Raw genomic sequence first — 25587 nt, 5'->3', positions numbered from 1 at the left:
CCACACCTGGGCGCGGACGGAGTTACGCAGCTACCATGGGAGGAGCGCATAGCCCTAGATCTGACGCTCCCGTGCGCCCTTACCGGGTTGTCACGTGTTCCTCACGGAGCGTGTCTAAACCATCGGTTTGACCGCCTGTCAAGCTGAAGAAATACCTCTCACAGGGCCCCTGAGCTGCGCCAACGGTCAGGACAGCGGTGAGACATCGGTGCCTGAGCGTGTTACCCTAGACACAGCGAAAGGGGTTTCGAACCTATGGTTTTCAGTGTCGGCGAGACCGTTGTTTACCCCCACCACGGGGCCGCACTCATCGAGGCAATCGAGACTCGGGTCATCAAGGGCGAGCCCAAGCAATACCTCGTCCTGAGGGTCGCACAGGGTGACCTGACGGTCCGGGTTCCCGCCGAGAACGCCGAGATCGTGGGTGTGCGCGAAGTGGTTGGCGAAGAGGGCCTGGGCAAGGTCTTCGACGTGCTCCGTGCACCGCACACCGAGGAGCCGACCAACTGGTCGCGGCGTTACAAGGCGAATCTGGAGAAGCTGGCCTCCGGTAACCCGCTGAAGGTGGCCGAGGTCGTCCGCGACCTGTGGCGCCGGGAGCGGGAGCGGGGCCTGTCGGCGGGCGAGAAGCGGATGCTCGCCAAGGCTCGTGACATCCTCGTCGGCGAGGTCGCGCTGGCGGAGAAGAGCACCAAGGACGAGGCCGAGACGCTGCTCGACAAGGTGCTGACCGAGGCCTGATCCACGCGTCTGCCTCTACCCACCCCGCAGCGAACGAATCCGAGGACCGCGACGTGACCGCGCAGCTCGATCCGCGCGGTGACGTCGCGGTCCTCGTTCCTGCGGCCGGTGCCGGGGTACGCCTCGGCCCCGGTGCCCCGAAGGCGCTCCGGTTGCTCGCCGGTGAGCCGCTGCTGGTGCACGCGGTCCGCCGGATCGCCGCCGCGCCGTCGGTGCACACGATCGTGGTGGCCGCGCCGGCGACCGAGGTCGAGGCGGTACGCGCGATGCTCGCCCCCGTGGCCCCGGTGACAGTGGTGCCCGGTGGCGCCGAACGCCAGGCGTCGGTGGCGGCGGCCCTCGCGGCCGTACCCGCCGGTCCGGAGATCGTCCTGGTGCACGACGCGGCCCGCGCGCTCACCCCGCCCCATCTGGTCGAGTCGGTGGCCGCGGCGGTCCGCGACGGGCACGACGCGGTGATCCCGGTGCTGCCGGTGGTCGACACGATCAAGGAGGTCGACGCGACCGAACGGGTGCTCGGCACCGTCGACCGGTCCGCGTTGCGCTCGGTGCAGACACCGCAGGGTTTCCGCCGGTCGGTGCTGGTCGCGGCGCACCGGTCGGCAGGTGACGCGCTGACCGACGACGCGGGCCTGGTCGAGAAGCAGGGGATCGCGGTGACCTGCGTACCCGGCTCCGAGCTGGCCCTGAAGATCACCCGCCCGTTCGACCTGGCCCTCGCCGAACACCTGCTGACCACGGGCGCCTGACGCGCGCCGCCCGCCGCTCGCGGGTGGCGGCTTGTTCCGGATTTTGAACGCGTGCCGGTCAGAGCGACGCTCCACTCGTACAGCCCGGGCCGCCGCCGAGGCGCGACGCGTACCCTCTGGTCATGATCGTTCCTCGGGTGGCTGTCGGCACCGACGTGCACGCGTTCGCGGCCGGGCGGCCCTGCTGGGTCGCGGGCCTGCACTGGCCGGACCAGGACGGCCTGGCCGGTCACTCCGACGCCGACGTGGCGGCGCACGCCGCCTGCAACGCCGTGCTCTCCGCCGCCGGTCTCGGTGACCTGGGCGCGAACTTCGGGGTGGGCCAGCCCGAGTGGGCGGGCGCCTCCGGCGTGGCGCTGCTGACCGAGAGCGCACGCCGGGTACGGGCGGCGGGCTTCCGGATCGGCAACGTGTCGGTGCAGGTCGTCGGCAACCGGCCCAAGATCGGGCCGCGCCGGGAGGAGGCGCAGCGGGTGCTCTCCGAGGCGGTGGGCGCGCCGGTGACCGTCTCCGCCGCCACCACCGACGGCCTCGGCTTCACCGGGCGCGGGGAAGGGCTGGCCGGGATCGCGGTGGCCCTGGTCTACGAGGCCCCGGCCGACTGACGCGGTGGCCGGGAACGGCGGCTGGGGCGGGGCGGATACGCTCGCCGGGATGCCGAGTGACGCCGCTCCCGACCAGTCCGCCGCCGACGGCTACCTGCAACGCGCCCACCTGCTCGCCGAGCTGGGGCGCTACGACGAGGGGATCGGCGAACTCACCGCGCTGCTCGCGGCCGAGCCCGGGCACGTACCCGCGTTGACCATGCTGGCCCGGATGCACCTGGCCGCTGACCGGCCCGCCGAGGCGCTCGCCGCCGCCGACACGGCAGGGATCGTCGTGCCGGCGCTCGTGACGCGCGGGTTCGCGCTGCTCGACCTGGAGCGCTGGAAGGAGGCCGCGGCGACCGCCGACGAGATCCTGACGCGTGCGCCGGGTGACGCGTACGCGCAGCGCAGCGCCGCCGCCATCCTCTCCGCGTCACGCAACGGGCAGGCGGCGCTGGACGCGGCGTGGCGCGCGGTGGAGCTGTCGCCGGACGAGCCGGAGGCGCACCTTGTGCTCGGCCTGGTCGCGGTGCGGCTGCAACTGTTCGACCTGGCCGAGCGGGCCTACCGGGAGGCGCTGCGGCTGGACCCGGAGCTGGGTGAGGCGGGGCAGGACGTGGGCGTGGCCCGGCTGGAACGGCGCCGGTACGCCGAGACGCTGGAACACCTGACCGCGATGGCCGACCTGCCGGTGGCTCGTCCCGACCCGGCGCGGACCGTGGACGCCGGCATCCGGCGTCTCCTGCTGTCGGTGGCCGGGTTGTCCCTGGTCGCGAGCGTGCTGGTCGGCGCCCTGGCCCCGGCCTCGCCGGGCGCGTCCCGGCTGTTCGCGGTGCTGGCGGTGGTCGCGGTGGCGGTGCTGCTGCGACGCCCGGCGACGTGGTGGCCCGGCCTGCGGGAGGCGATGTCGCGCGGCCTGGTCGTGCCGGTCTACGCGGCCGCCGCCGCGGTGGTGCTGCTGCTCGGGTACGCGCTGGTCGGCGGCCCGTGGCCGTTGGTCGGGGCGATCACCGCGTCGGTGGTGGCCGGATTCACCGCGTTCGCTCGCCGGTGAGAGGGACCTGCGCCGGCATCACCACGTACCCGCCGTCAGGACTCGCGCGCCCAGGTCCAGGCGTAGCCGTCGTCCTCGCAGGCGGCGGCCGCGTCGCAGAGGTCGAGCGGGCGGAACGTGTCCACCATGACCGCCAGTTCGTCGAAGAACTCCGCCCCGATCGAGCGTTCGGCGGCGCCCGGCTGCGGGCCGTGGGTGAAGCCGGACGGGTGCAGCGAGATCGAGCCCTGCTCGATGCCGGAGCCACGCCGGGCCTCGTAGTTGCCGCCGGTGTAGAACAGCATCTCGTCGGAGTCGACGTTGTGGTGGTTGTACGGCACCGGGATGGCGGCCGGGTGGTAGTCCACCTTGCGCGGCACGAACGAGCAGATCACGAAGTTCGGGCCCTGGAACGTCTGGTGGACCGGCGGCGGCTGGTGGATCCGCCCGGTGATCGGCTCGAAGTCGTGGATGGAGAACGCCCACGGGTACATGTGCCCGTCCCAGCCGACCACGTCGAACGGGTGGTTCGCATAGACGTGACGCGTCCAGGCTGTGCCGCTGCCACCCGGGCCTGCGGCCCGAGACCTGTGCCTGACGAGCACCTCCACCTCCTCGCCGTCGACCAGCAGCGGGGTGTCCGGTCCGCGGACGTCGCGCTCGCAGTAGGGCGCGTGCTCCAGGAACTGCCCGCGTACGGAGAGGTAGCGCTTGGGCGGCCCGATGTGGCCGGACGCCTCGACGGCGAGCAGCCGGGTCGGCTCGTCGCCGGTGGGTACCAGGCGGTGGATGGTCGAGGTGGGGATGACGACGTAGTCACCCGCGACCGCGTCGAGCACGCCGAACGGCGACTCGACCCGCAGGGTGCCCGACTCCAGGTAGAGGCAGTGGTCGCCGGTGGCGTCGCGGAACAGCGGCGACGGCCGGTCGGCGAGCACGTACGCGATGCGTACGTCGTCGTTGGCGAGCAGGTACTGCCGGCCGAGCACCGGGTCCGCGCCGGTGCCGTCGAGCTTGTGCGTGCGCAGGTGGCGCGGCTTGAGCGGCAGGTTCGGCACGCGGGTGACGGTGGGCGGGGCGTACTCCTGCGCGGCGAGGATCGCGGTCGGCGCGTGCCGGTGGTAGAGCAGCGACGAGTCGGAGGAGAAGCCCTCCTGGCCGACCAGTTCTTCGGCGTACAGCGTGCCGTCGGGCTGGCGGAACTGGGTGTGGCGTTTGCGCGGCACGTCGCCGACGCTGCGGTAGTACGGCATCTCGCCTCCCGATATGTCCCGTTCTCCGGCCGGTGACGTCCGATAATCGGACGCTGTTGTCCGTTCCTCGTAGCGTCCCGTACATTCTTGTCTCGTGTCAACGCAGGTGCCCCGCCTCCTCTCCGGCCTGGTGGACGACGCGGCGGTCTTCCCGCCCGGCAACGCCGCGCTGCCCGACGCGGTGACCGCGCACCGCACCCACCGCGCCGCCTGGTACGCCGGCCTGGTCGGCCCGCTGCTGCTGCCCGCCTCGGAGATCCAGCGCGGGTCGCTCAACGGCCTGGTGGACCCGGCCGAGGGACTGGTGATCGGGTTGATCGGCGACACCGGTCTGGACCAGCTCCCGCAGGCGCTGGACGCGCTCGCGCCCGACGGGGTGACCGCCCGGCAGATCGAGGCGCCGGTGGCCAAGCGCGGCGAGGACCCGCAACCCGGGCTGTCCGAGCTGATGACGCTCGCCGGCCGGCTCGACGGCACCGCCGTGTACGCGGAGATCCCGCTGACCCTCGGGCTGATGGGCGCGCTCGACACGCTCGCCGAGGCGCGCGCCGGCGGGCTGCCGGTGGCCGCCAAGTTCCGTACCGGCGGGCTCGCCGCCGAGCTGTTCCCCACCCCGGTGGAGCTGGCCGCGGTGATCTGCGCCTGCCGGGACCGGAAGCTGCCGTTCAAGCTCACCGCCGGGCTGCACCACGCGATCCGGCACCGCGACCCGGAGACCGGCTTCAACCACCATGGTTTCGTCAACGTCCTGGGTGCCTCGCTCGCCGCCGTCGGGGGCGCCGAGGTGGACGGCGTGGCCGAGCTGCTCGCCGCCACCGACCCGGTACGCGTGGTCGAGCCCGCCCGGGCGCACCGCGACGCCGAGCGCCCGCTGTGGGTCGGGTACGGCTCGTGCAGCGTCTCCGAACCACTTACCGATCTGATCCGGCTGGGGCTGGTGAACGGAGGCTACGAGGCATGAGCGAACGCACCGAGCGGAGCGAGGGCCGTGAGGGCATGCCCGGTCGGATCGGCATGACCTGGGTACCAGGGGCGGCGGGCTCGCCGTACGGGGTGACGAACCTGCCGTACGGGGTGTTCCGGCACGGCGAGGACGAGCCGCGCGTCGGCGTCCGCATCGGTGACTTCGCGCTGGACCTGGCCGGCGCGGAGGCCGCCGGTCTGGTGCTGGCCGGCGGCGCGCTGGGCCAGCCGACACTCAACGCCTTCATGGCGCTCGGCCGCCCGCAGTGGACGGCGGTCCGGCAGCGGGTCGTCGAGCTGCTCACCGAGGCGGAGCACCGGGCGACGGCCGAGCCGCTGCTGGTGCCGCTGCGCGAGGTCGAGATGGCGCTGCCGTTCGAGGTGGCCGACTACGTCGACTTCTACTCCTCCGAGCACCACGCCTCGAACGTCGGGCAGATCTTCCGGCCGGGGCAGCCGCCGCTGCTGCCGAACTGGAAGCACGTGCCGATCGGCTACCACGGCCGGGCCGGCACGGTGGTCGTCTCCGGCACCCCGGTGACCCGCCCGACCGGCCAGCGGGCCAGCGCGCAGGGCCCGACCACCGGCGCCTCGGTCCGGCTGGACATCGAGGCCGAGGTGGGCTTCGTGGTGGGAGTGCCGAGCCGGCTCGGCGAGCGGGTGCCGGTGGCCGACTTCGCCGACCACGTCTTCGGCGTGGTGCTGGTGAACGACTGGTCGGCCCGGGACATCCAGGCGTGGGAGTACCAGCCGCTCGGACCGTTCCTCGGCAAGTCGTTCGCCACCTCCGTCTCGGCGTGGGTGACCCCGCTGGAGGCGCTGGCCGACGCGTTCGTGCCCGCGCCCGACCAGGATCCGCCGGTGCAGGACTACCTGCGCGACACCCCGCGCCTCGGGCTGGACCTGACGCTGTCGGTCGAGTGGAACGGCGAGCGGGTCGCCGAGCCGCCGTTCGCCGGCATGTACTGGACTCCGGCGCAGCAGCTCGCGCACCTCACCGTCAACGGCGCGTCGCTGCGGACCGGCGACCTCTACGCCTCCGGCACCGTCTCCGGTCCCCAGCGCGGTCAGGTCGGGTCGTTCCTGGAGTTGACCTGGGGCGGATCCGAGCCGGTCAAGTTCGCCGACGGCAGCGAGCGGACGTTCCTGGAGGACGGCGACACGGTGACGATCACCGCCACCGCGCCCGGGCCGGACGGCACCTCAGTCGCGCTGGGCGAGGTCACCGGGGCGATCCTGCCGGCCCGCTGACATCCGACCTTCCGAACCGGCCCCGGTCGCACCCGATGTGCGACCGGGGCCGTTTCCTTCGGCGTTGATCGCTCCGGATCACGTACGCCCCGGACGGCGGCTCCCGGTCGAACCGGAGCCGCCGGTGGTGCCGGGTCGGGGGGCGTACCCGCGGAAGCCGGAACAGGAAGGACCGAGCATGACCGAGTTGACCGGTGCCGTCTGGCGCACCAGCAGCCGCTCGAACGACCAGGGCCTCTGCGTCGAGGTGGCGACGAACGTGGTCGCCGCGCACGGCGTGGTGGGCGTACGCGACTCCAAGGACCCGGACGGTCCGGCGCTCGCGGTGAGCCCGCCGGGATGGGCCGCGTTCGTCACCGCGCTGCGGGGCGGCGCGCTCCGCGGCTGACCGTCTGCGCCACACCGGTGCCCCCGCCGGGGCACCGGTGATGGAAATGTCACCGGGAGGCTCCCCGTTTCCCGGTCACGGCCCGTACCGTGTACGACACGGGAGGTGCCATGTCGACGGTGACGGTTTCCGCATCCATCGAAGCGCAGGACGCCGACCTGTGGCGGCTGCTCACCGACCTCCCGGCCCGCGCCGACTGGCTCTCGGCGGTGGACGCGGTCGAGGTTCTCGCCGCCGGTGGGTTCGGGCCGGGCACCGTGTGGCGGGAGACCCGCATCCGGCCGGACGGCGGCACCGAGCCGGAGGAGTTCGAGGTGCTCGAGGCGGTCGCGCCCGGCCGCCTCGTGCTCGGGTCGCGCGGCGCCGGTGCCGACTACCGGATCACCTGGACGCTGCGCACCGTCGAGCGGCGACGGCGTGGCTGCACCGAGGTCACAGTCGAGCAGGAGGCGGTGCCGACCCGGGCGTACGGGCGGGTGCTGGCCCTGATCCTCGGCGGCCTGGCGGCCCGCGCGGTCGAGGGCGCGCTCCGGCGTGACCTGGCCGACCTGGCGCTGGCCGCCGGTCCCGCCCAATCCACCGAGGCCGCCTGAGCCGACCCGGCCGCTCCCCGCACCCGGCCCGCATGCGGCCGGTAGGGTGCCGGGGCGGAGGTGGCGGATGGCGAAGGCCGCGAGGCAGCGGGTCGTGGTGGCGCTGGTGGCGGTGCTCGCCGTCGCGGCGTCGGTCGCCGTGGTCGTCCGGGTGCTGGCGCCCGCCGAGGTCGACACCGCAGCCCGGGAGCCCTACCCGGCGGCGCCCGCGCCGACCGCGGGGGTGCTCGCGCGGCTGCCGGTGGCGCCGCTCGTCGTGGACGGCCGCCTCCGCGTCTACGCGGGCGCCCGTCAGGTGTACGCGGACCAGCCGGTCACCGGCCGGCACCGGGTCACCCCGTTCTGGTCCTTCCGCCGCTGGCCGGCGAAGCTGGTCGGAGTGCTCGCCGAGGGGACCACTGTGGTCAGCCGCTGGTCCGACGGGAAGCTGGTGGCGCTCGACGCGCGTACCGGACGGGTGGCCTGGCGGGCGGACGGCCCGCAGCCGGGGTCCGTGCCGGAGCCACGACGCACTTTCGCCGCCACGGTCTGGGATCCGGCCGGTCTGCACGTGGCACGTACGGCCGACGGGCGGACGGTGCTGCTCGCGACCGGTCCGGGCGGCATGGGCGGGTACGACCTCACCGACGGTCGCCGGCTCTGGCGTGCGGACGTGAGCCGGGATTGCCGGTCCGACGTGGGTACGACCGCCAGCGGACAGCTGGTCGGCGTGGACCGCTGCGAGGGCCCCGCCACGGTCGAACTGCGGGACGCGGCGACCGGTGCCGTACGGACCCGCTGGCGGCCGCCGGACGCGCCGGAGCGGCTCGTCGTCACGCCGGTCGGCTGCCGCGACGGTCACTCCGGTTGTCGCGGACTGCGTACCGCCGGGCCGGACGGCGCGGGCAGTCGGGGCTGGCTGGTGACCGACCCGGGCGAGCCGGCCGCCGCGCCGGGCCTGGACCATCCGGACACGGTGCTCGACGGCGAGCGGGCGGTGGACACGTCGGGCCCGGTGGTGGTCGGGCGGTCGGCGCGTACCGGCGAGGAGCTGTGGCGCCGGCCGGACATCCATCCGGCCCGGGTGCTCGCGACCGAGCCGGGACGGGTGCACCTGCTGACGGACCGGCGGGAACTGGTCACCGTCGACCCGTTAACCGGTACGACCCGGTCGACTTTCGTGCTCGACCTGGGACGGGACGGGATCGGCTGGCGGCCGGGCCGGGCGTACGCGGTGGACGGCTACGTCGCGGTGGAGCGGCTGCGGGAGAGCGCCGCTCCGGAGGACGACGACCAGGGCTACTTCCTGATGGCGGAACCGGTGCTGTTCGCCGTGACCTGATCCGGCGAGTCAACGTCAAAAACGGACAAAAGCATCTATAGTGCTCTTATTGGATCGGTTAGACGAAGACGCCCGGCGCCGGTCCGTAGGGGGTTGACGGACCGGCGCCGGGCGCGCCCGGTCAGGCCAGCGCGGCCTCGGCGGCGGCCAGGAACGCGTCGTTCTCGGCCGGGGTGCCGATGGTGACCCGGACGCCGTCGCCCGGGAACGGGCGGACGATCACGCCGCGCGCCTCGCACGCCCGGCCGAACTCCACCGCCCGCTCGCCCAGCGGCAGCCAGACGAAGTTGGCCTGACTGTCCGGCACGTCCGGGACGAACTTGCGCAGTGCCTCGGTGACCCGGTCCCGCTCGGCTACGACAAGCGCGCAGCGCCGCTCCACCTCGTCGGCCTGCGCCAGCGCGGCCAGCGCGCCCGCCTGGGCGGCCATGCTGGTGGAGAACGGGGTGACCACCTTGCGCACCGCGGCGGCCACCTCCGGCGCCGCTACCAGCCAGCCGATCCGCAGACCGGCCAGGCCCCACGCCTTGGACAGCGTGCGCAGCACCGCCACGTTCGGCCGGTCCAGGTAGGTCAGGCCGTCCGGCACCTCGGGGTCGGTGACGAACTCCCGGTACGCCTCGTCGATCACCACGAGCACGTCGTCCGGCATCGCGTCGAGGAAGCGGTCCAGCTCGGCCCGGCGCACCGCCGTACCGGTGGGGTTGTTCGGGTTGCAGACCAGGACCATCCGGGTCCGGTCGGTCACCGCCGCCGCCATCGCGGAAAGGTCGTGCCCGTGGCCGGCGTCGTTCGGCACCCGTACGCTGGTCGCGCCGCTGGTCGCTGCGATGATCGGGTACGCCTCGAACGAGCGCCACGAGTAGAGCAGCTCGTCACCGGGCAGGCAGGTGGCGCGGACCAGGTGCTCGGCCAGCGCCACCGAGCCGCAGCCGGTGGCGATCCGGTCGGCGTCCACGCCGTACCGCTCGGCGAGCGCCTGGCGCAGCGCCACCACGCCCATGTCCGGGTAGCGGTGCGAACCGGCGACGGCCTCGGCGACCGCCTCCACCACGCCCGGCAGCGGGCCGTACGGCACCTCGTTGCTGGCCAGCTTGATCGCCTCGGCCAGGCCCAGCTCCCGGGCCAGGTCGGCCGGGCTGCGGCCGGGCACGTAGTTGGGCAGCGCGTCCAGGTCGGCGCGGGTCAGCCGCAGCGCGGGCTGGTGGCGTCCGGTCTCGGTCATGGGGTGTCTCCCGGGGTGTCGGCGCTCTCGGGCGGGGCGGTACTGGTGTCACGCTTGCGGGGGAGCTGGACCACCACCGTCTGCGCCCGCTTGTCGTGCAGGGCCTGGCGCAGCGGTTGGTCGAACAGGGGCGAGATCGCGTCGATGAGCTGGAGCAGCAGGCCCAGCCCGCAGCAGTACCAGAGCAGCGTCGGCAGGCCGAGCGTGCTCCAGCGCCGGGTGGCCCGGCCGAAGCCGAGCGGCTGGTCCGCCTCGACCGGCAGCGCGCGGACGCCCATCACCCGCTTGCCGAAGGTCTGCCCGCGCGCCGCCATCGACGGCACCTCGTACGCGTACCAGAGCGCGGTGGCGATCACCAGGATGGCGATCTGGAGGCCGCCGGCCTGGTCGTCGATCTGGGGCAGCCCCTCGGTGGACGTGTCACCGTTGAGCGCCTGGCGCACCGATGCACGCAGGTACGGGGAGATGGCCTCGACGTAGCGCCAGACGAACCAGCCGTTGACCACGGCGTTGAGCAGGAACACGATGCCCAGGTCGATCAGGCGCGCGACCAGCCGGACGCCGTACGACGCCAGCGGCAGTCCGTGCGGACGCGGGATCGGCTGCGCGCCCGGCCAGTGCGGGTACGGCCAGCCCGGAGGCGGTCCCTGCATGCCCGGCCCGGCCTGTCCCGTCTGACCCGGCTGTCCCGCCTGGCCCGGTTGTCCGGGCCACGGGTTCGCCGGGCCCGGCTGGCCCGGCCACGGGCTCGGCGCGCCCGGCGTGCCGGACGCCGGGGTCGCGTCGGGGCGGCCGGGACCGGAGGCCGGCCTGTCGGCGGCGGGCGCCGGGGTGGCCGGCGCGGGCTCCGGTTCGGCGGGCGGCGGACCGTCGGGCGGGGTGACGTCGACCGGGATCGGCGCACCGATCCAGCCCTCGCCGTCCCACCACCTGCGGGTCGCCGTGTCGGCGGGGTCGACGTACCAGCCGGGTTCCAAACTCACGATGCCGTCCTAGCTTGCGACTGCGGGGTTCGCAAAACCGGCTCACTCCTCGCGCTCACGATGCCGTCCTCGTTCGCGACTGCGGGGCTCGCAGGCCCGGCTCACTCCTCGCGCTCACGGGGCAACCTTAACGACGACCGTTCCGGCGAACTTGTCGTGGAGGCACTGCTGCCAGGGCTTGTCCCACAGCTGCCAGAAACCGTCGAGGTAGCTGAGGAACGGCACGAACATCCCGCCGGCGAACTCGACGAGCCAGCGCTTGCCGAGCACGCCCCGGGTCAGCGCGGCGCCCGGCTGCACCGGCACGATCCGCAGCTTCATCACCTTCTTGCCGAACGTCTGCCCGGTCCGGCGGGCGTACTCGACGTGGTGGATCCAGTAGAAGGCGAGCATCAGCAGCAGGACCCCGAACTCGGCGGCGAGCAGCGGCAGGAAGACGTCCGTCCAGAACGTCGCCGGGTCCGGTCCCGCCGGGCCGGCCTGCTCGACCTCGTCGATCATCCGGAAGAAGATCAGGAAGACGACCGGCGCGAACAGCACCAGCGCCACCGCCGTGGCGACGGCGGTGGCGATCAGGTACGCGAGCAGCCGGTCGCCGAAGCTCGCCAGCGGCTGCCCGTTCGGCGCCACCGGGGGCGGGACGGGCGCCGGGGCGTACCCGGGTGGGGCGTACCCGGGCGGCAGGTAGCCGGGCGGGCCGGCGTACCCCGGAGGAACGTGCTGTGCGGGCACCGCCGGTCCGCCGGGCGGCGCGAAGCCGCCGCCCGCGGGTGGAGGACCGGCGGGCGGCGGCGTCGGGTTCGGAGGAGGCTGGGTCACGCGGACAGTGTTACAGGTTCCCGCGCTTCTCCTGCTCGCGCTCGATCGCTTCGAACAGGGCCTTGAAGTTGCCCTTGCCGAAGCCGAGCGAGCCGTGCCGCTCGATCAGCTCGAAGAAGACGGTGGGGCGGTCCTGCACCGGCTTGGTGAAGATCTGGAGCAGGTAGCCGTCCTCGTCCCGGTCGACCAGGATCTTGCGGGACTGAAGCTCCTCGATCGGCACCCGGACCTCGCCGATGCGGGCCCGCAGCTCCGGGTCCTCGTAGTACGAGTCCGGGGTCTCCAGGAAGTCGACACCCGCGGCGCGCATGGCGTCCACGCTGGCCAGGATGTCGTTGGTGGCCACCGCGATGTGCTGGGCGCCGGGGCCCTGGTAGAACTCCAGGTACTCGTCGATCTGCGACTTCTTGCGGGCGACTGCCGGCTCGTTGAGCGGGAACTTCACCTTGCGGGTGCCGTTGGCGACGACCTTGCTCATCAGCGCCGAGTAGTCGGTGGCGATGTCGTCGCCGATGAACTCGGCCATGTTCGAGAAGCCCATGACGCGCTTGTAGAACTCGACCCACTCGTCCATCCGGCCCAGCTCCACGTTGCCGACGACGTGGTCGACCGCCTGGAAGAACCGCTTCGGCTGGATGCCGGCGTCGATCATCGGCTGCCGGTTCACGATCGGGCCGCGGGCCACGAACCCGGGCAGGAACGGCCCGGTGTAGCGGGACCGGTCGATCAGGCTGTGCCGGGTGTCGCCGTACGCGGCGATGGACGCCATCCGCACGGTGCCGTGCTCGTCGCTGACGTCGTGCGGCTCGACCAGGCCGGTCGCGCCCTGAGCCACGGCGTGCGCGTACGCGGCGTCGACGTCCGGCACCTCCAGCGCGATGTCGGAGACGCCGTCGCTGTGCTTCGCCACGTGCTCGGCGCCGTCGGCGTCCGGGCGTACCGCGCCGGTCAGCAGGAAGCGGGCCGAACCGCTGGTCAGCACGTACTGCGCGTGGTCCCGGTAGCCCTGCTCCGGCCCCCGGTACGCCACGCAGGTCATGCCGAACGCGGTGGAGTAGTAGTGCGCGGCCTGCTTGGCGTTGCCCACCAGGAAGTGGACGTGGTCCATGCCCTTGACCGGGAACGGGTCGCGGGTGATGTCGTGGTCGACTGCGCCGACGAGAGCGTCGACGTCGACCTCCTCGGTCGACTGGGGTCGGTCGATCGCCTGGGTCATGGTGGCCTCCCTCGCGTACCGGCCGGCCTCGTGGGCCGCCGTGGATGTGCTCTTCCGGCGAGGATCCACGGACCGCGGCGAGTTGGGCAACAGTCGACGTTATTCCTGGTCAGGTTGTGCATTCGGTACGGTAGGGCACCATGAACACTGGTCAGGATGTACAGCTCGACGAGCTGGACGCCCGCTTGATCGAACTGCTGGCGGAGGAGCCCCGGATCGGTGTGCTGGAGTGCTCCCGCCGCCTCGGTGTGGCCCGGGGAACGGTGCAGGCCCGGCTCGACAAGCTCGTCGGCCGGGGTGTCGTCACCGGGTTCGGGCCGGACATCACCCCCGCCGCGATCGGCTTCGGGGTGACCAGCTTCGTCACGCTGGAGATCAGCCAGCGGCACGGCCACGACCAGGTCACCGCGCACCTGGCGGCGATCCCCGAGGTGCTGGAGGCACACACCATCACCGGCTCCAGCGACCTGCTCTGCCGGATCGTCGCCCGGTCGAACACCGACCTCCAGCGGGTCATCGACCAGATCGTCGCCTCGGAGGGCATCCGCCGGGCGTCCACCATCATCGCGCTGGCCGAGCAGATCCCGTACCGGACGCTGCCGCTCGTCCGCTCCGCCGCCCGCGCGTAAGGAAGGGCCCCCTATTAACGCCTCAGGAGGTGGAAGGGCCCCGTATTAACACCTGCCGGGGCAAGAAGCGCCGCGACACGCCCCGCACGCGGACCGGGGGACCGGTGATCGTCGCTACCGTGTGCGGTGTGAAGGGCCTAGGGATACGCGGCTGGTTGCTGCTCGGGCTCGTCACCGTGGTCGTCCTTGCCGCGACCGGCGTCTGGAACCCGTTTCCGGCGCTGTGGGACTGGGTCGACCGCAGCAAGCCGATCAGCGAGCCGGACGTGGCCTGGCAGCAGCGCGTCGGCGGCACGCCGCGCAGCGTCACCATCGCCGGCGACACCGTGATCGTCGAGCAGCGTACCCGGATCGAGGCGCGCAACCTCGCCGACGGCGGCCAGCTGTGGGAGCGCAAGGCCGACTGGTCGGCGGTCGCGGGCAGCGGCCGCGAGTCGGTCGTCGCCGTGGGCAAGCTGCTCGACAGGGGGTACGAGGTGCTCGACCCGGTGACCGGCGTGACCCGCCGCCGCGACGACCGCGCGATAGCCGTCTGGACCTACCGCAACCTGCTGCTGGACGCGTACTGCGTGCAGGCCACCGACTGCACGCTGCGCGCCTGGGATCCGCGTGGCACCGCTCCGCTGTGGACCGCGTTCCTGCCCGGCGTGCACAGCGGCGTGCTCGCCGACAACCCGGAACTCCTCGGCACCCGGCGTCTCGGCGCCACCCGGATCGACGGCGGGGTGGCCGGGCCGGAGTCCGTCCCGCCGCTGCTCGGCTTCCCGGTCGACGGACGGGTGCACGTGGTGGACACCGCCACCGGCCGGGTGCTCCAGAACGTCCAGCCCGGCCGGGAGGAGCGGCTCGCCGTGGTCGGCGGCCGGCTGCTGCGGATCGCGGCCACCTCCCGCGACGGGAGCTGCTACTACGCGGTGACCGCCGTCGACCCGGCGACCGGTCAGCAGGTGTGGCGGCGTACCGGGATCAACCTGCGCACCGCCGACTACGCCGGCTGCGTGCAGCGGGAGGACCCGCAGGGCGGGCGCAACGTGATCATCGGGGTCGCCCCGGACGGGCGTGAGACGGTGCTCGACGGGTACGACGGCCGGCTGCTCCAGGTCGGCGCGGACGGCGAGAAGCTGCTCGCCGTGGACGACCGGTACGCCGTGGTGCGCAGTGCCGACAAGGGCTCGCTGCTGGGCCGGGAACTGTCGGCCGACCGGACCCGCTGGACCCGGCCGGCGGGCGGCAAGAGTGGTGCGGCGCTCACCCCGTACGCGGCGGTGATCAGCGAGGAGAAGCCGTCCCGGCTGATCGCGGTCGAGCCGCGGGAGGGCCGGGTGCTGGTCGAGCTGCGTACCTCGGCGAACGCGCTGGCGGTCGGCCCGAACGGCATGATCATCGGTGAGGGGCGGGAGATCGGGTACGTCCGCTGGGGTGCCGGCACGGGCGACGTGCCCGGGCCGGGCCAGGACGGCGCGCCGGTGGCGCCGGACCCGGGTGGCAGCTGGCGCCCGCCCGACGACCAGGGCAGTTGCGGGCCGAAACGGGAACTCTGCGCCGACGGCAAGTGACAGTGGGTGAGAGCGTCGTCCCACGACCCACCTGCGGGTGTCACCGATCGACGGCTCTGCCCTAGGCTTTTCGGTCATGAGCAGTGCCGCCGCCTTCTCGTACGCACCCCTGCTGCCGACCGGTCCCGACCTGACCGAATACCGCCTGGTCACCGACGAGGGCGTGGACGTCGTCAACGGCCCGGGAGGCCGCCGGTTCCTCACCGTGGATCCGGGCGCGCTGACCGCGCTGACGGCGGAGGCGATGCACGACATCGCCCATTTCCTGCGCCCGGCCCACCTCGCTCAGCTCCGCTCGATCATCGACGATCCGGCGGCTTCGCCGAACGACCGCTTCGTCGCGCTCGACCTGCTGCGCAACGCGAACATCGCGGCCGGCGGCGTGCTGCCGATGTGCCAGGACACCGGCACCGCGATCGTGATGGGCAAGCGCGGCCGGCACGTGCTCACCGACGGCACCGACGCGGAGGCGATCTCGCGCGGCGTCTACCAGGCGTACACCCGGCTCAACCTGCGCTACTCCCAGCTCGCCCCGCTGACCATGTGGGACGAGCGGAACACCGGCAGCAACCTGCCCGCCCAGGTGGAGCTGTACGCCGAGGACCCGGACGGCCACGCCGACGCGTACAAGTTCCTGTTCATGGCCAAGGGCGGCGGCTCGGCCAACAAGTCCTACCTCTACCAGGAGACCAAGGCGCTGCTCAACCCGACGCGGATGATGCAGTTCCTGGAGGAGAAGCTGCGGCTCATCGGCACCGCGGCCTGCCCGCCGTACCACCTGGCCGTCGTCATCGGCGGCACCTCCGCGGAGTACGCGCTGAAGACCGCGAAGTACGCCTCCGCGAAATACCTGGACGCGCTGCCCACCCAGGGCTCGATGAGCGCGCACGGCTTCCGTGACCTGGAGCTGGAGGCCGAGGTGCTGGAGCTGACCCGCAACTTCGGCATCGGCGCGCAGTTCGGCGGGCGCTACTTCTGCCACGACGTACGGGTGGTCCGGCTGCCCCGGCACGGCGCCTCGTGCCCGGTGGCGATCGCGGTCTCCTGCTCGGCCGACCGGCAGGCGGTGGCGAAGATCACCCCGTCGGGCGTCTGGCTGGAGCGACTCGAAACCGATCCGGCGCGTTACCTGCCCGACGTGACCGACGAGACGCTGGAGACCGAGGAGGTCGTCCGCGTCGACCTGAACCGGCCGATGGGCGAGATCCGGGCCGAGCTGTCGAAGTATCCGGTGAAGACCCGGCTGTCCCTGACCGGTCCGCTGGTCGTCGCGCGGGACATCGCGCACGCGAAGATCGCCGAGCGGCTGGACGCGGGCGAGCCGATGCCGCAGTACCTCCGCGACCACGCGGTCTACTACGCCGGCCCGGCGAAGACCCCCGAGGGCTACGCCTCCGGCTCGTTCGGTCCCACCACGGCCGGCCGGATGGACGCGTACGTGGAGAAGTTCCAGGCGGCCGGCGGCTCGATGGTGATGCTGGCGAAGGGCAACCGGTCCACCCAGGTCACCCGCTCCTGCCAGGCCCACGGCGGCTTCTACCTCGGCTCGATCGGCGGCCCGGCCGCCCGCCTGGCGCAGGACTGCATCAAGCACGTCGAGGTGCTCGAATACGCCGAGCTGGGCATGGAAGCGGTCTGGAAGATCGAGGTGGAGGACTTCCCCGCCTTCATCGTCGTCGACGACAAGGGCAACGACTTCTTCGCCGAGGTCACCAAGCCGGTGCTCACCGTCGGCCGGCGCTGACCGCAGACGTACGCGAGGGGTGCCCGGGAACGTTCCCGGGCAGTGGCGAAGCCACCGTCACCGCGGGCCGGGATCGCACCGTGGTCGCCATGCTGTTGCTGCGTCCCGGCCGGGTGGTACCGGTGGAGAACTGGTCGACGCCGTCAGGGCGGAGCGTCCACCGGCGACCGTACGGACCCAGTTCCAGATCTGCGTGTCGCGGCAGCGGTTCGCGGCGCTCGGGCTGCCGGCCGACACGCCATCCTGGACCAGGGTGACGTCGCCAGCGCGCTGGACCTGCGCCGGCGGGTGCTGACCGACGCCACCCGGCTCGGCGCCCGCCACGAGCAGAGGTCGCTGGCCGGGCTGGGCTGCGGACCGCGCCACTTTCCCTGCACACCGACCGGCGGCGCGGCAGGATGGTACGCGTGACGACTCCAGAGGCGACCGGCTACCGGATCGAACGCGACTCGATGGGCGAGGTGGAGGTGCCCGCCGAGGCGCTGTGGCGGGCGCAGACCCAGCGTGCGGTGCAGAACTTCCCGATCTCGGGGCGCGGCCTGGAACCGGCCCAGATCAAGGCATTGGCCCAGATCAAGGGCGCGGCGGCCCTGGTCAACGGTGAGCTGGGCGTGATCGACACGGACGTGGCGCAGGCGATCGCCACCGCCGCCGCGCACGTGGCCGAGGGCGGCTACGACGACCAGTTCCCGGTGGACGTGTTCCAGACCGGCTCCGGCACCTCGTCCAACATGAACACCAACGAGGTGATCGCCACGCTGGCGAGCCGCGAGCTGGGCCGGGACGTGCACCCGAACGACCACGTCAACGCGTCGCAGTCCAGTAACGACGTGTTCCCCACGTCGATCCACCTGGCCGCCACCCAGTTCGTGGTGGAGGACCTGATCCCGTCGCTGAAGCAGCTCGCGGGCGCGCTGGAGGAGAAGGCGGCCGAGTTCGAGACGGTGGTCAAGGCCGGGCGGACCCACCTGATGGACGCCACTCCGGTCACGCTCGGGCAGGAGTTCGGCGGCTACGCCGCGCAGGTGCGCTACGGCGTCGAGCGGCTGGAGGCGGCGCTGCCCCGCCTGGCCGAGCTGCCGCTGGGCGGCACCGCTGTGGGTACCGGCATCAACACGCCGCTGGGCTTCGCCGACCGGGTGATCGGCAAGCTGCGGGAGTCGACCGGGCTGCCGTTGACCGAGGCGCGGAACCACTTCGAGGCGCAGGGCGCCCGCGACGCGCTGGTGGAGACGTCCGGCCAGCTCCGTACCGTCGCGGTCGGCCTCTACAAGATCGTCAACGACGTGCGGTGGATGGGCTCCGGCCCGCGCGCCGGGCTGCGTGAGCTGCGCATCCCGGACCTCCAGCCGGGGTCGTCGATCATGCCGGGCAAGGTGAACCCGGTGGTGGCCGAGGCGATGCGGCAGGTCTGCGCCCAGGTGATCGGCAACGACGCGGCGGTGGCGTTCGCCGGCTCGCAGGGCGACTTCGAGCTGAACGTGATGCTCCCGGTGATGGGCCGCAACCTGCTGGAGTCGATCAAGCTGATCGCCACGTCGAGCCGCCTGTGCGCCGAGCGCCTGGTGGCCGGCCTGGTCGCCGACGCCGAGGTCTGCCTGGCGTACGCGGAGGGCTCGCCGTCGATCGTCACCCCGCTCAACCGCCACCTGGGGTACGACGAGGCCGCCTCGATCGCCAAGGAGGCGCTGGCCAAGCAGGTGTCCATCCGCGAGGTGGTGATCGCCCGGGGGCACGTCGACTCCGGCAAGCTCACCGAGACCCAGCTGGACGAGGCCCTGGACCTGCTCCGGATGACCCACCCCTGAGCCGGTGCCGGTAATTGCCTCGACCCGTCACGGTGGGCGCGGCATGATCCGACCGTGCGTGACGACGGCGGCGTGTTGCTGGAGACCGCGCGGCTGACGCTGCGCCGGTTCACGATGGACGACGTGGACCGGCTGGTGGCGCTGGACGCCGACCCGGAGGTCATGCGCTTCCTGACCGGCGGTGCGCCGACCTCGGCCCGGACGTTCCGGGACGAGGTCCTGCCCCGGGTGCTCGCGCAGTACGCCCGGCACCCCGGGCTCGGCCGCTGGGCGACGCTCGACCGGTTCACCGGCGAGTTCCTCGGCTGGCACTCGCTCGACCCGTCCGGCGACGGCGCCGAGGCGGAACTGGGCTACCGGCTGCGCCGCGCCACGTGGGGACACGGGCTGGCCACCGAGGGCGCGCGGGCGCTGGTGCGGCACGCGTTCGACACGGTCGGCGTCCGCCGGGTGTGGGCTCAGACGATGGCGGTCAACGACCGCTCCCGCGCGGTCATGGCCCGCGCCGGGTTGCGCTACGTCCGCACCTTCCACCTGACCTTCGACGACCCGATTCCGGGTACGGAGCACGGCGAGGTGGAGTGCGAGCTGCGCCGCGACGCCTGGCCCGCGACCCGTCAGGAGTGGGACGCGGCGGCCCTGCGGGCCCGGTAGGCGCTCACCGCGGCCCGGTTGCCGCAGCCGGCGTCGCAGAACCGGCGGGACCGGTTCCGGGACAGGTCGACGAGCACGTTGTCGCAGTCGGGGTGGTCGCAGTGCCGCAGCCGGCTCAGCTCGCCCATCCGGACCAGGTCGGCCATCGCCATCGCGGCCTCGACCGCCATCCGGGTCGCCAGCGGCGCGTCCCGCGGCACGGCGTGCACGTGGTACGGCTCGTCGTCGTGCCGGACGAGTTGCGGCAGGGCGTGTGACTCGCGCAGCAGGCCGTTGACGATCGCCACCACCTCGTCGGTGTCGGCGTACCAGATGCGGCGCAGCCGGGGCCGCAGCGCGCGGACCTGGCGCAGTTCGACGTCGGTGTGCTCGTGCCGGCCGCTCCACCCGTGGGTGGTGAAGAAGGCGTCCAGTGCGGGAACGTCGGGCAGTCCGTCCCGGCCGCCGGCGGTGTTCACCAGCGCGGCGGCGGCGACCAGCGCGCATTCGGTGTCATGAGCGAAAAGCAACTTGACTCCTGTCGGAGGCGACGCCTAGCGTCATCAGCATAACTTCCCTTGACTCATGACCAGGAGATGCCGGTGCGTGAACGGTCAAGCGTCGGGCTCGGCCTGGCACTGCTTTCCGCGATCACGTTCGCCACCTCGGGCACCTTCGCCCGCCCGCTGATCACCGGCGAGTGGTCAGCGGTCGCGGTGGTGATCGCCCGGGTCGGCATCGCCGCCCTGGTGCTCGCCGTCCCCGCCTTGCTGGCGCTGCGCGGCAGGTGGGCGGTGCTGCGCCGCAACGCGGGAAGCGTGGTGCTGTTCGGGCTGCTCGGCGTGGCCACGGCGCAGGCGTGCTTCTTCAACGCGGTCCGCTACCTCCCGGTCGGCGTGGCGCTCCTGCTGGAATACCTCGGCATCGTGCTCGTGGTCGGATGGATGTGGCTGGTCCACGGGCAGCGCCCCCGACTGCTCACAGTGGCCGGCTCGGTCACCGCCCTGTGCGGGCTCGGGCTCGTCCTCGACCTCACCGGCGCCGGTCGGCTCGACCCGGTGGGCGTGCTCTGGGGCCTCGGCGCGGGCGTCGGACTGGCCGGATACTTCGTCATCGCCGGCCGGATCGACGCGGGCCTGCCCTCGGTGGTGATGGCCAGCGGCGGCATGGCCGTCGGCGCGCTGGCGCTGCTGCTGCTCGGCGGCATCGGAGCGCTGCCGCTCGCCGCCGGCACCGCCGACGTCACCTTCGGCGGGCACCGGGTGAGCTGGCTGGTGCCGATCGCCGGGCTGTCGCTGATCGCCGCCGTGGTCGCGTACCTCGCCGGGGTCGCCGGCACCCGGCTGCTCGGGGCACGGCTGTCCTCCTTCGTAGGGCTCACCGAGGTGATGTTCGCGGTGCTGATCGCCTGGCTGGTGCTCGACGAACTGCCCAGCCTGATCCAGCTGGCCGGTGGCGCGCTCATCCTCGGCGGCGTCGCCCTGGTCCGGGCGGACGAACTGCGGGGCACACCGTCGGCGCCGGCGACTGCCCCGGCCGAGCCGGTGCTGACCGGCGAGCGATGAGCGGGCCACGTGGCGCCGTCGTCTTCGACGCCGACGAGACACTCGTCGACCTGCGCCCGGCGGTCACCGGCGCGCTCGTCGCCGTACTCGAGGAGATGCGGCGGCGGACCCCGGCGGCGGCTGGGGTGGTGCTCGCGGACCTGGAGGAGGACTGGGGTGCGGTCTTCGGCGCGCTCAGCGCCGTCCCGGTGCAGGAGATCCGGCGGATCGCCCTGACCCGTTCGCTGGCCCGGGCCGGGCTGGAGGCGGACCTGGACGAGTTCGCGGCGCTGTTCTTCGCCCGCCGGTACGAGCTGAGCCGCCCCTTCCCGGACGTACTGCCCGCGCTGGCGGCGCTGCGCCCGCACCACCTGCTGGGCTTCGCCACCAACGGCAACAGCCGCGCCGAACGCTGCGGCCTCGCCGGGCAGTTCGCCTTCGAGTTGTACGCGCACGAGGGCGGCCTGCCCAAGAAGCCGGCGCCGGAGTTCTTCGCGGCGGTGGTGGCGGCGACCGGGCTGCCGGCGTCGCGGATCGTCCACGTCGGTGACTCGCCGGAGCACGACGTGGTGGCCGCTCAGCGGGCCGGGCTGCGTGCCGTCTGGCTCAACCGGGCCGGACTGCCCCGCCCTCGCGGCCTCGAACCGGACGCCGAGGTGTCCACGCTGGCCGAACTACCGGCGGCCCTGATCACCGTGACGAACGCGAATGCCTAGTAGCGGCCGATAACGGACTTCGATCTGGCGGAACCCGCTCCCGTGATGTGGGATGGCACCACGTCCCTCAACGAGAGGATCTGATGTGGTGAGCAAGCGCTTCACCGTCGGCGCGGTCGCGGCTGCGGCCTCGCTGGCACTCACGGTGACCGGTCTGAGCGTTCCGGCGAACGCCGCGCTGTCGGAGAACCGGACCTTCACCGTGCTGGCCGAGAGCGGTGTCTCCGGCGACGCCGCGGTCGCCGCGATCACCGCCGCCGGCGGCAAGGTCGTCGCCCGCACCGACGAGGTCGGTCTGTTCCAGGTCACCAGCGACCGCGCGGACTTCGCCAGCCGGGCGACCGCGGCCGCCGCGCTGGTCGGCGCGGCCGAGGAGAAGGCGATCGGCCGCAAGCCGAAGCTGGACCGGGTCGAGCAGGAGCACCTGCTGGCCGCCGCGGCGACCAAGGGCAAGGCCGCCAGGAACAACGGCAAGAAGATGGACCCGCTCGACGACAAGCTCTGGGGTCTGGACATGATCCGGGCCGACAAGGCCCGCAAGGTCGAGCCGGGCGACCGCCGGGTCACCGTCGGTGTCCTGGACACCGGCGTCGACGCCAGCCAGCCCGACCTGGCGCCGAACTTCAACTGGGCGCTGTCGCGCAACTTCGCCCCGGACATCCCCGAGGTCGACGGCCCGTGCGAGGTGGCGAGTTGCCTCGACCCGGTCGGTACCGACGACGGCGGGCACGGCACGCACGTGGCCGGCACCATCGGCGCCGCCGCGAACGGCTTCGGCCTCTCCGGCGTCGCCCCGAACGTCTCCCTGGTCGATCTGAAGGGTGGCCAGGACAGCGGCTACTTCTTCCTCAACCCGGTGGTCAACGCCCTGGTGCACGCTGGTCGCTCCGGGCTGGACGTGGTCAACATGTCCTTCTACGTCGACCCGTGGCTCTACAACTGCACCGCCAACCCGGTCGACTCGCCGGAGGCGCAGGCCGAGCAGCGCACCATCATCGAGGCCATGAAGCGGGCGCTGAACTTCGCCCACCGCAAGGGCGTCACCCTCGTCGGCTCGCTCGGCAACAACCACGAGGACCTGGGCGCGCCGCGCACCGACGTGAGCAGCCCGGACTACGGCGCCGACCCGTACCCGCGCCCGATCGACAACGCGACCTGCTGGGATCTGCCGGTCGAGGGCCCGCACGTGATCGGCGTGTCGGCGGTCGGCCCGTCCGGCAAGAAGTCCGACTACTCGAACTACGGCACCGAGCAGATCTCGGTGGCGGCGCCGGGTGGCTGGTTCCGGGACGGCTTCGGCACCGACACGTACCGCACCGACGCCAACATGATCCTCTCCACGTACCCCAAGAAGGTGCTCCAGGAGGAAGGGGCGGTCGACGAGGACGGCAACATCGTCGCCGGCTTCGAGGACTCGGTGTTCAAGCAGTGCACCGCCAAGGGTGAGTGTGGCTACTACACCTACCTCCAGGGCACCTCGATGGCGTCCCCGCACGTCTCGGGCGTGGCGGCGCTGATCGTCAGCAAGCACGGCAAGAAGGAGGGCCGCAACGGCTACGGCATGGCCCCGGACCTGGTCGAGCAGCACCTCTACCGGACGGCGGCCGAGCACGCCTGCCCGGAGCCGCGGCTGCAGAGCTACACCGACGAGGGCCGGGACGCCGAGTTCGACGCGTACTGCGCGGGCTCGCTGAACTTCAACGGCTTTTACGGCTACGGCATCGTCGACGCCTACGCCGCGGTGAAGACCCCGGTCAAGCCGAACGTCCGACCGTAACGACTCTTTCCCCCGAGGTGGCGGTGTCCGGAGCTCCGGACACCGCCACCTCGGCGTTCCGGGGTCCGCACGGCGGCGGACCGCGTCTCGGCGGTTGGTGGCGCGGCGGGGTGGTGGGGCGGCGGCGGGCGGTGTCACGGGCGCCACCCTCGGGCCACCAGCGCGGCGCGGATCTCCCGCACCAGGGCGGGAAAATCCTTGTGCAGACGGCGGCCGGTCGCATGCAGCACGAGCCAGCCGGCCTCGACGAGCTGGTTGAGCCGCGGCCGGTCGAGGTGCATCCGGTCCGCGTCGGAGTGCCACAGACCGTCGTACTCGACGGCGACCCGGAACTCCGGCCAGGCCAGATCGGGGTGCAGGATCAGGCCGGTCGACACGCGCACCGGATGCTGGGCCACCGGACGCGGCAGGCCGGCGAAGACGAGGCGTACCCGCAGGTGCGACTCGGGCGGGGACTGGGCCAGCCCGTCCGACAGGCCGAAGACCCACGACGCCCGCCGCCCACCGGGACGACAGGCGTTGCGGGCCGCCTCGCTCGCCAGCGCCGACCGGTTCACCGAGCCGGCGCGCAGCAGCCCGTCGATGATGCCGACCGCCTTCACGGGATCGGCCCAGACCGCGGTCTCCCAGGCGCAGGCGGCCGGCTCGGTCCGTGGCGGCGGCCCGGTCATGATCATCGTCGCGCCGAGGGTCGTGGGTGCGAACGGGTTCGATGCCGCGGCTGAGGGTGGGGTGGTTGGACCGGGCGGCCCGGGGCGGTTGCGGGGGTCGGCCGGGTGCGGCGATCTGGTCCGGCCCGGTGGGCGGTCGACCGCCGTCGGTGCTGCGCCGGGTGCGCTCGTGCCCGCGGGTGGGCTCGTTCGCGCGGGTGCGCCGGCGCCGACGGGGACCAGGAGGCCGCTGCGGGTGCTCGACATCGGGGCGTGGTGCACCCGGACACCCGGCTGGGAGTCGGCCCGGACCGTGGCCGGCAGCAGGACGTGCACGTCGTCGTCGAAGCCGGCGGCGTGCTCGACCCCGTGCAGGTAGGCCGCCGAAGGGCCGGCGATCGTCGCGCCGGGTGGCATGCGCAGCAGCGCCGCGCGGCAGGCCAGCGCGTGGTCGCGGGCGAGCCGCGCGTCGGCGTAGACGTCCTGCCGGAGCCGGATCCAGGACGCGCCCCGCAGATGGTGCCGGGACAGCAGCCCGCGCCGGATCGCTTCCGAGCCCCGGAAGACCTGCCAGGCCAACTCCGGTGGGCGATGAGGATGAGGTGGCATGTGACGAGCGTGGCGGCGCGCGGGTCGAGATCGGTACCCCTGTGGACAGCCGTGGCCGTGCCGCCTGCCGCGCCCTGTGGACAACCCCCGACCGGTTCTGTCCGTGTGCTATGGCCCTCGACCTGCACATGATCCACAGACGTACGAAGGTCAGGAGAGAGCGGCGGCCACCGCCCCGGCGGCTGCCGTCACCTGGGCGCCGACCTCGGCCACGTCGAGCGGGGTCAGCGACACCACCCCGACGCTGCCCTCCAGACCGGGCACGCCGAGCACCGGCGCCGCCACCCCGAACGCGCCCGACTGAAGCTCACCGCTGGTGCTCACCGGCCCCGGATCGCCGGCCCGCCCGGCCAGTACCGCCCGACCGGCGGCGCCCCGCTCCAGCGGATGCCGGGTGCCGGTCCGGTACGCCACGTGGAACGACGTCCAGCTCGGTTCGACCACCGCGAGCGCGACCCCCTCGCCGCCCTCGACCACTGTCAGGTGGGCGGTCGCCCCGCTCCCCTCGGCGAGCCGGCGCAGCGCCGGCAGCGCCCCCTCGGCCAGCAGCGGCTGGGCGCGGCGCGCCAGGTGCAGCACGCCCACACCGATGCGCAGGCGGCCCTCGCCGTCGCGCCGGAGCATCCCGTGGCCGGTCAACGCGCCGACCAGCCGGTAGACGGCCGCGCGGCCGATGCCCAGCCGGTGCGCCGCCTCGGTGACGGTGAGCCCGCCCGGCGCGTCCGCGACCAGGTGCAGCAGCCGCAGGCCCCGGTCCAGGGTCTGTGCCGTCTCTCCCGTGCGCGCCGCCGTGTCCACA

General features: G+C 73.0%; 25 protein-coding genes and 1 pseudogene. 18 read left to right on the top strand and 8 right to left on the bottom strand.

Going from position 1 to position 25587, the window contains the following annotated elements; genetic code table 11:
• Positions 1-255: 255 nt before the first annotated feature.
• From GA0070215_RS17085 to GA0070215_RS17070, 4 genes are all read left to right on the top strand, one after another.
• A complete protein-coding gene (locus tag GA0070215_RS17085) occupies positions 256-741 on the top strand; it encodes a CarD family transcriptional regulator (RefSeq protein WP_007073334.1) in 486 nt (161 codons plus the stop codon).
• A gap of 53 nt (positions 742-794) precedes the next feature.
• On the top strand, positions 795-1490 hold the full coding sequence (ispD, locus tag GA0070215_RS17080; RefSeq protein WP_091047273.1) for a 2-C-methyl-D-erythritol 4-phosphate cytidylyltransferase: 696 nt from the start codon (positions 795-797) through the stop codon (positions 1488-1490).
• A gap of 122 nt (positions 1491-1612) precedes the next feature.
• Complete coding sequence (ispF, locus tag GA0070215_RS17075; protein WP_026268660.1) at positions 1613-2095, top strand: 2-C-methyl-D-erythritol 2,4-cyclodiphosphate synthase; 483 nt, start codon at positions 1613-1615, stop codon at positions 2093-2095.
• Positions 2096-2144: 49 nt separating this feature from the next.
• The gene (locus GA0070215_RS17070) at positions 2145-3131 is read left to right on the top strand and encodes a tetratricopeptide repeat protein (RefSeq protein WP_026268659.1); all 987 of its coding nucleotides are present in this window, start codon (positions 2145-2147) and stop codon (positions 3129-3131) included.
• A 35-nt stretch (positions 3132-3166) separates the two neighbouring features.
• Here the strand turns inward: GA0070215_RS17070 and GA0070215_RS17065 are convergent, their stop codons facing one another.
• Entirely contained in the window at positions 3167-4363 is a 1197-nt protein-coding gene (locus tag GA0070215_RS17065) for a homogentisate 1,2-dioxygenase (protein WP_091047270.1), read from the bottom strand.
• A 94-nt stretch (positions 4364-4457) separates the two neighbouring features.
• Here GA0070215_RS17065 and GA0070215_RS17060 point away from each other — a divergent pair, with 94 nt between their 5' ends.
• The 5 genes from GA0070215_RS17060 to GA0070215_RS17040 all read left to right on the top strand — a co-directional run bounded on the left by GA0070215_RS17060 (position 4458) and on the right by GA0070215_RS17040 (position 8879).
• Positions 4458-5324, top strand: a complete 867-nt coding sequence (locus tag GA0070215_RS17060; RefSeq protein ID WP_167361526.1) for a hypothetical protein — start codon at positions 4458-4460, stop codon at positions 5322-5324.
• 53 nt (positions 5325-5377) lie between these two features.
• Positions 5378-6577, top strand: a complete 1200-nt coding sequence (fahA, locus tag GA0070215_RS17055; RefSeq protein ID WP_091047329.1) for a fumarylacetoacetase — start codon at positions 5378-5380, stop codon at positions 6575-6577.
• A 178-nt stretch (positions 6578-6755) separates the two neighbouring features.
• On the top strand, positions 6756-6965 hold the full coding sequence (locus GA0070215_RS17050; protein WP_018788680.1) for a DUF397 domain-containing protein: 210 nt from the start codon (positions 6756-6758) through the stop codon (positions 6963-6965).
• A 110-nt stretch (positions 6966-7075) separates the two neighbouring features.
• Positions 7076-7558 carry an SRPBCC family protein gene (locus tag GA0070215_RS17045; RefSeq protein WP_018788679.1) on the top strand — a complete coding sequence of 161 codons (483 nt, stop codon included), beginning with the start codon at positions 7076-7078 and terminating at the stop codon, positions 7556-7558.
• Between the two features lie 67 nt (positions 7559-7625).
• Positions 7626-8879 (top strand): outer membrane protein assembly factor BamB family protein, encoded by a 1254-nt coding sequence (locus GA0070215_RS17040; RefSeq protein WP_018788678.1) that lies wholly within the window; start codon positions 7626-7628, stop codon positions 8877-8879.
• Between the two features lie 121 nt (positions 8880-9000).
• Here GA0070215_RS17040 and hisC read toward each other — a convergent pair whose 3' ends face one another.
• From hisC to hppD, 4 genes are all read right to left on the bottom strand, one after another.
• The gene (gene hisC, locus GA0070215_RS17035) at positions 9001-10104 is read right to left on the bottom strand and encodes a histidinol-phosphate transaminase (RefSeq protein WP_018788677.1); all 1104 of its coding nucleotides are present in this window, start codon (positions 10102-10104) and stop codon (positions 9001-9003) included.
• A complete protein-coding gene (locus tag GA0070215_RS17030) occupies positions 10101-11087 on the bottom strand; it encodes an RDD family protein (protein WP_091047262.1) in 987 nt (328 codons plus the stop codon). The genes hisC and GA0070215_RS17030 overlap by 4 nt, the downstream gene beginning before the upstream one ends.
• 114 nt (positions 11088-11201) lie before the next feature.
• On the bottom strand, positions 11202-11906 hold the full coding sequence (locus tag GA0070215_RS17025; protein WP_091047259.1) for an RDD family protein: 705 nt from the start codon (positions 11904-11906) through the stop codon (positions 11202-11204).
• A gap of 10 nt (positions 11907-11916) precedes the next feature.
• The gene (gene hppD, locus GA0070215_RS17020) at positions 11917-13122 is read right to left on the bottom strand and encodes a 4-hydroxyphenylpyruvate dioxygenase (RefSeq protein ID WP_018788674.1); all 1206 of its coding nucleotides are present in this window, start codon (positions 13120-13122) and stop codon (positions 11917-11919) included.
• 140 nt (positions 13123-13262) lie between these two features.
• Between hppD and GA0070215_RS17015 the strand changes: the two genes are divergently transcribed.
• The 6 genes and pseudogenes from GA0070215_RS17015 (at position 13263) to GA0070215_RS16990 (ending at position 19513) form a co-directional block, all read left to right on the top strand.
• Positions 13263-13751, top strand: a complete 489-nt coding sequence (locus tag GA0070215_RS17015; RefSeq protein WP_091047257.1) for an Lrp/AsnC family transcriptional regulator — start codon at positions 13263-13265, stop codon at positions 13749-13751.
• A 119-nt stretch (positions 13752-13870) separates the two neighbouring features.
• Positions 13871-15307, top strand: a complete 1437-nt coding sequence (locus GA0070215_RS17010; protein ID WP_091047254.1) for an outer membrane protein assembly factor BamB family protein — start codon at positions 13871-13873, stop codon at positions 15305-15307.
• Between the two features lie 76 nt (positions 15308-15383).
• Entirely contained in the window at positions 15384-17051 is a 1668-nt protein-coding gene (locus GA0070215_RS17005) for a fumarate hydratase (RefSeq protein WP_018788672.1), read from the top strand.
• A pseudogene (locus GA0070215_RS29140) lies at positions 17048-17286 on the top strand (hypothetical protein); the annotation flags it as partial. The gene GA0070215_RS17005 and the pseudogene GA0070215_RS29140, both read left to right, overlap by 4 nt.
• 163 nt (positions 17287-17449) lie before the next feature.
• Positions 17450-18859 carry a class II fumarate hydratase gene (locus GA0070215_RS16995; RefSeq protein ID WP_208600364.1) on the top strand — a complete coding sequence of 470 codons (1410 nt, stop codon included), beginning with the start codon at positions 17450-17452 and terminating at the stop codon, positions 18857-18859.
• 54 nt (positions 18860-18913) lie between these two features.
• Positions 18914-19513: a GNAT family N-acetyltransferase gene (locus GA0070215_RS16990; protein ID WP_091047251.1), complete on the top strand. Its 600-nt coding sequence runs from the start codon at positions 18914-18916 to the stop codon at positions 19511-19513.
• On the opposite strand, the gene GA0070215_RS16985 is transcribed toward GA0070215_RS16990, so the two are convergent.
• Positions 19477-20022, bottom strand: a complete 546-nt coding sequence (locus tag GA0070215_RS16985; RefSeq protein WP_091047247.1) for a CGNR zinc finger domain-containing protein — start codon at positions 20020-20022, stop codon at positions 19477-19479. The two genes, GA0070215_RS16990 and GA0070215_RS16985, sit on opposite strands and share 37 nt — an antisense overlap.
• Before the next feature lie 66 nt (positions 20023-20088).
• On the opposite strand from GA0070215_RS16985, the gene GA0070215_RS16980 reads away from it, so the two are divergent.
• The 3 genes from GA0070215_RS16980 to GA0070215_RS16970 all read left to right on the top strand — a co-directional run bounded on the left by GA0070215_RS16980 (position 20089) and on the right by GA0070215_RS16970 (position 23529).
• Positions 20089-21057, top strand: coding sequence for an EamA family transporter (locus GA0070215_RS16980; RefSeq protein WP_018788668.1), 969 nt, complete (start codon positions 20089-20091; stop codon positions 21055-21057).
• A complete protein-coding gene (locus tag GA0070215_RS16975; RefSeq protein WP_018788667.1) occupies positions 21054-21752 on the top strand; it encodes an HAD family hydrolase in 699 nt (232 codons plus the stop codon). The genes GA0070215_RS16980 and GA0070215_RS16975 overlap by 4 nt, the downstream gene beginning before the upstream one ends.
• An 88-nt stretch (positions 21753-21840) precedes the next feature.
• The gene (locus tag GA0070215_RS16970) at positions 21841-23529 is read left to right on the top strand and encodes a S8 family serine peptidase (RefSeq protein ID WP_167361525.1); all 1689 of its coding nucleotides are present in this window, start codon (positions 21841-21843) and stop codon (positions 23527-23529) included.
• 134 nt (positions 23530-23663) lie between these two features.
• On the opposite strand, the gene GA0070215_RS16965 is transcribed toward GA0070215_RS16970, so the two are convergent.
• Together GA0070215_RS16965 and GA0070215_RS16960 are read right to left on the bottom strand one after the other, a co-directional pair.
• Positions 23664-24788, bottom strand: coding sequence for a hypothetical protein (locus tag GA0070215_RS16965; RefSeq protein WP_244167027.1), 1125 nt, complete (start codon positions 24786-24788; stop codon positions 23664-23666).
• Between the two features lie 150 nt (positions 24789-24938).
• Positions 24939-25586, bottom strand: a complete 648-nt coding sequence (locus GA0070215_RS16960; protein ID WP_018788664.1) for an IclR family transcriptional regulator — start codon at positions 25584-25586, stop codon at positions 24939-24941.
• Position 25587: the final 1 nt, after the last annotated feature.

It is taken from the genome of Micromonospora marina, from assembly GCF_900091565.1.
Lineage (GTDB): Bacteria > Actinomycetota > Actinomycetes > Mycobacteriales > Micromonosporaceae > Micromonospora > Micromonospora marina.
Note: the sequence above shows the minus strand (reverse complement) of the source record. Positions and strands in the feature narration are given on the sequence as shown.

Bases quoted from the DNA above. Each gene is read 5' to 3' on its own strand.
- hisC (WP_018788677.1), bottom strand. From the start codon at position 10,104: ATGACCGAGACCGGACGCCACCAGCCCGCGCTGCGGCTGACCCGCGCC.
- GA0070215_RS17065 (WP_091047270.1), bottom strand. From the start codon at position 4,363: ATGCCGTACTACCGCAGCGTCGGCGACGTGCCGCGCAAACGCCACACC.
- GA0070215_RS17050 (WP_018788680.1), top strand. From the start codon at position 6,756: ATGACCGAGTTGACCGGTGCCGTCTGGCGCACCAGCAGCCGCTCGAAC.
- hppD (WP_018788674.1), bottom strand. From the start codon at position 13,122: ATGACCCAGGCGATCGACCGACCCCAGTCGACCGAGGAGGTCGACGTC.
- fahA (WP_091047329.1), top strand. From the start codon at position 5,378: ATGACCTGGGTACCAGGGGCGGCGGGCTCGCCGTACGGGGTGACGAAC.
- GA0070215_RS16975 (WP_018788667.1), top strand. From the start codon at position 21,054: ATGAGCGGGCCACGTGGCGCCGTCGTCTTCGACGCCGACGAGACACTC.
- ispF (WP_026268660.1), top strand. From the start codon at position 1,613: ATGATCGTTCCTCGGGTGGCTGTCGGCACCGACGTGCACGCGTTCGCG.
- GA0070215_RS16980 (WP_018788668.1), top strand. From the start codon at position 20,089: ATGCCGGTGCGTGAACGGTCAAGCGTCGGGCTCGGCCTGGCACTGCTT.
- GA0070215_RS17015 (WP_091047257.1), top strand. From the start codon at position 13,263: ATGAACACTGGTCAGGATGTACAGCTCGACGAGCTGGACGCCCGCTTG.
- GA0070215_RS17045 (WP_018788679.1), top strand. From the start codon at position 7,076: ATGTCGACGGTGACGGTTTCCGCATCCATCGAAGCGCAGGACGCCGAC.
- GA0070215_RS16995 (WP_208600364.1), top strand. From the start codon at position 17,450: ATGGTACGCGTGACGACTCCAGAGGCGACCGGCTACCGGATCGAACGC.
- GA0070215_RS16965 (WP_244167027.1), bottom strand. From the start codon at position 24,788: ATGCCACCTCATCCTCATCGCCCACCGGAGTTGGCCTGGCAGGTCTTC.
- GA0070215_RS17070 (WP_026268659.1), top strand. From the start codon at position 2,145: ATGCCGAGTGACGCCGCTCCCGACCAGTCCGCCGCCGACGGCTACCTG.
- GA0070215_RS17005 (WP_018788672.1), top strand. From the start codon at position 15,384: ATGAGCAGTGCCGCCGCCTTCTCGTACGCACCCCTGCTGCCGACCGGT.
- GA0070215_RS17040 (WP_018788678.1), top strand. From the start codon at position 7,626: ATGGCGAAGGCCGCGAGGCAGCGGGTCGTGGTGGCGCTGGTGGCGGTG.
- GA0070215_RS17085 (WP_007073334.1), top strand. From the start codon at position 256: ATGGTTTTCAGTGTCGGCGAGACCGTTGTTTACCCCCACCACGGGGCC.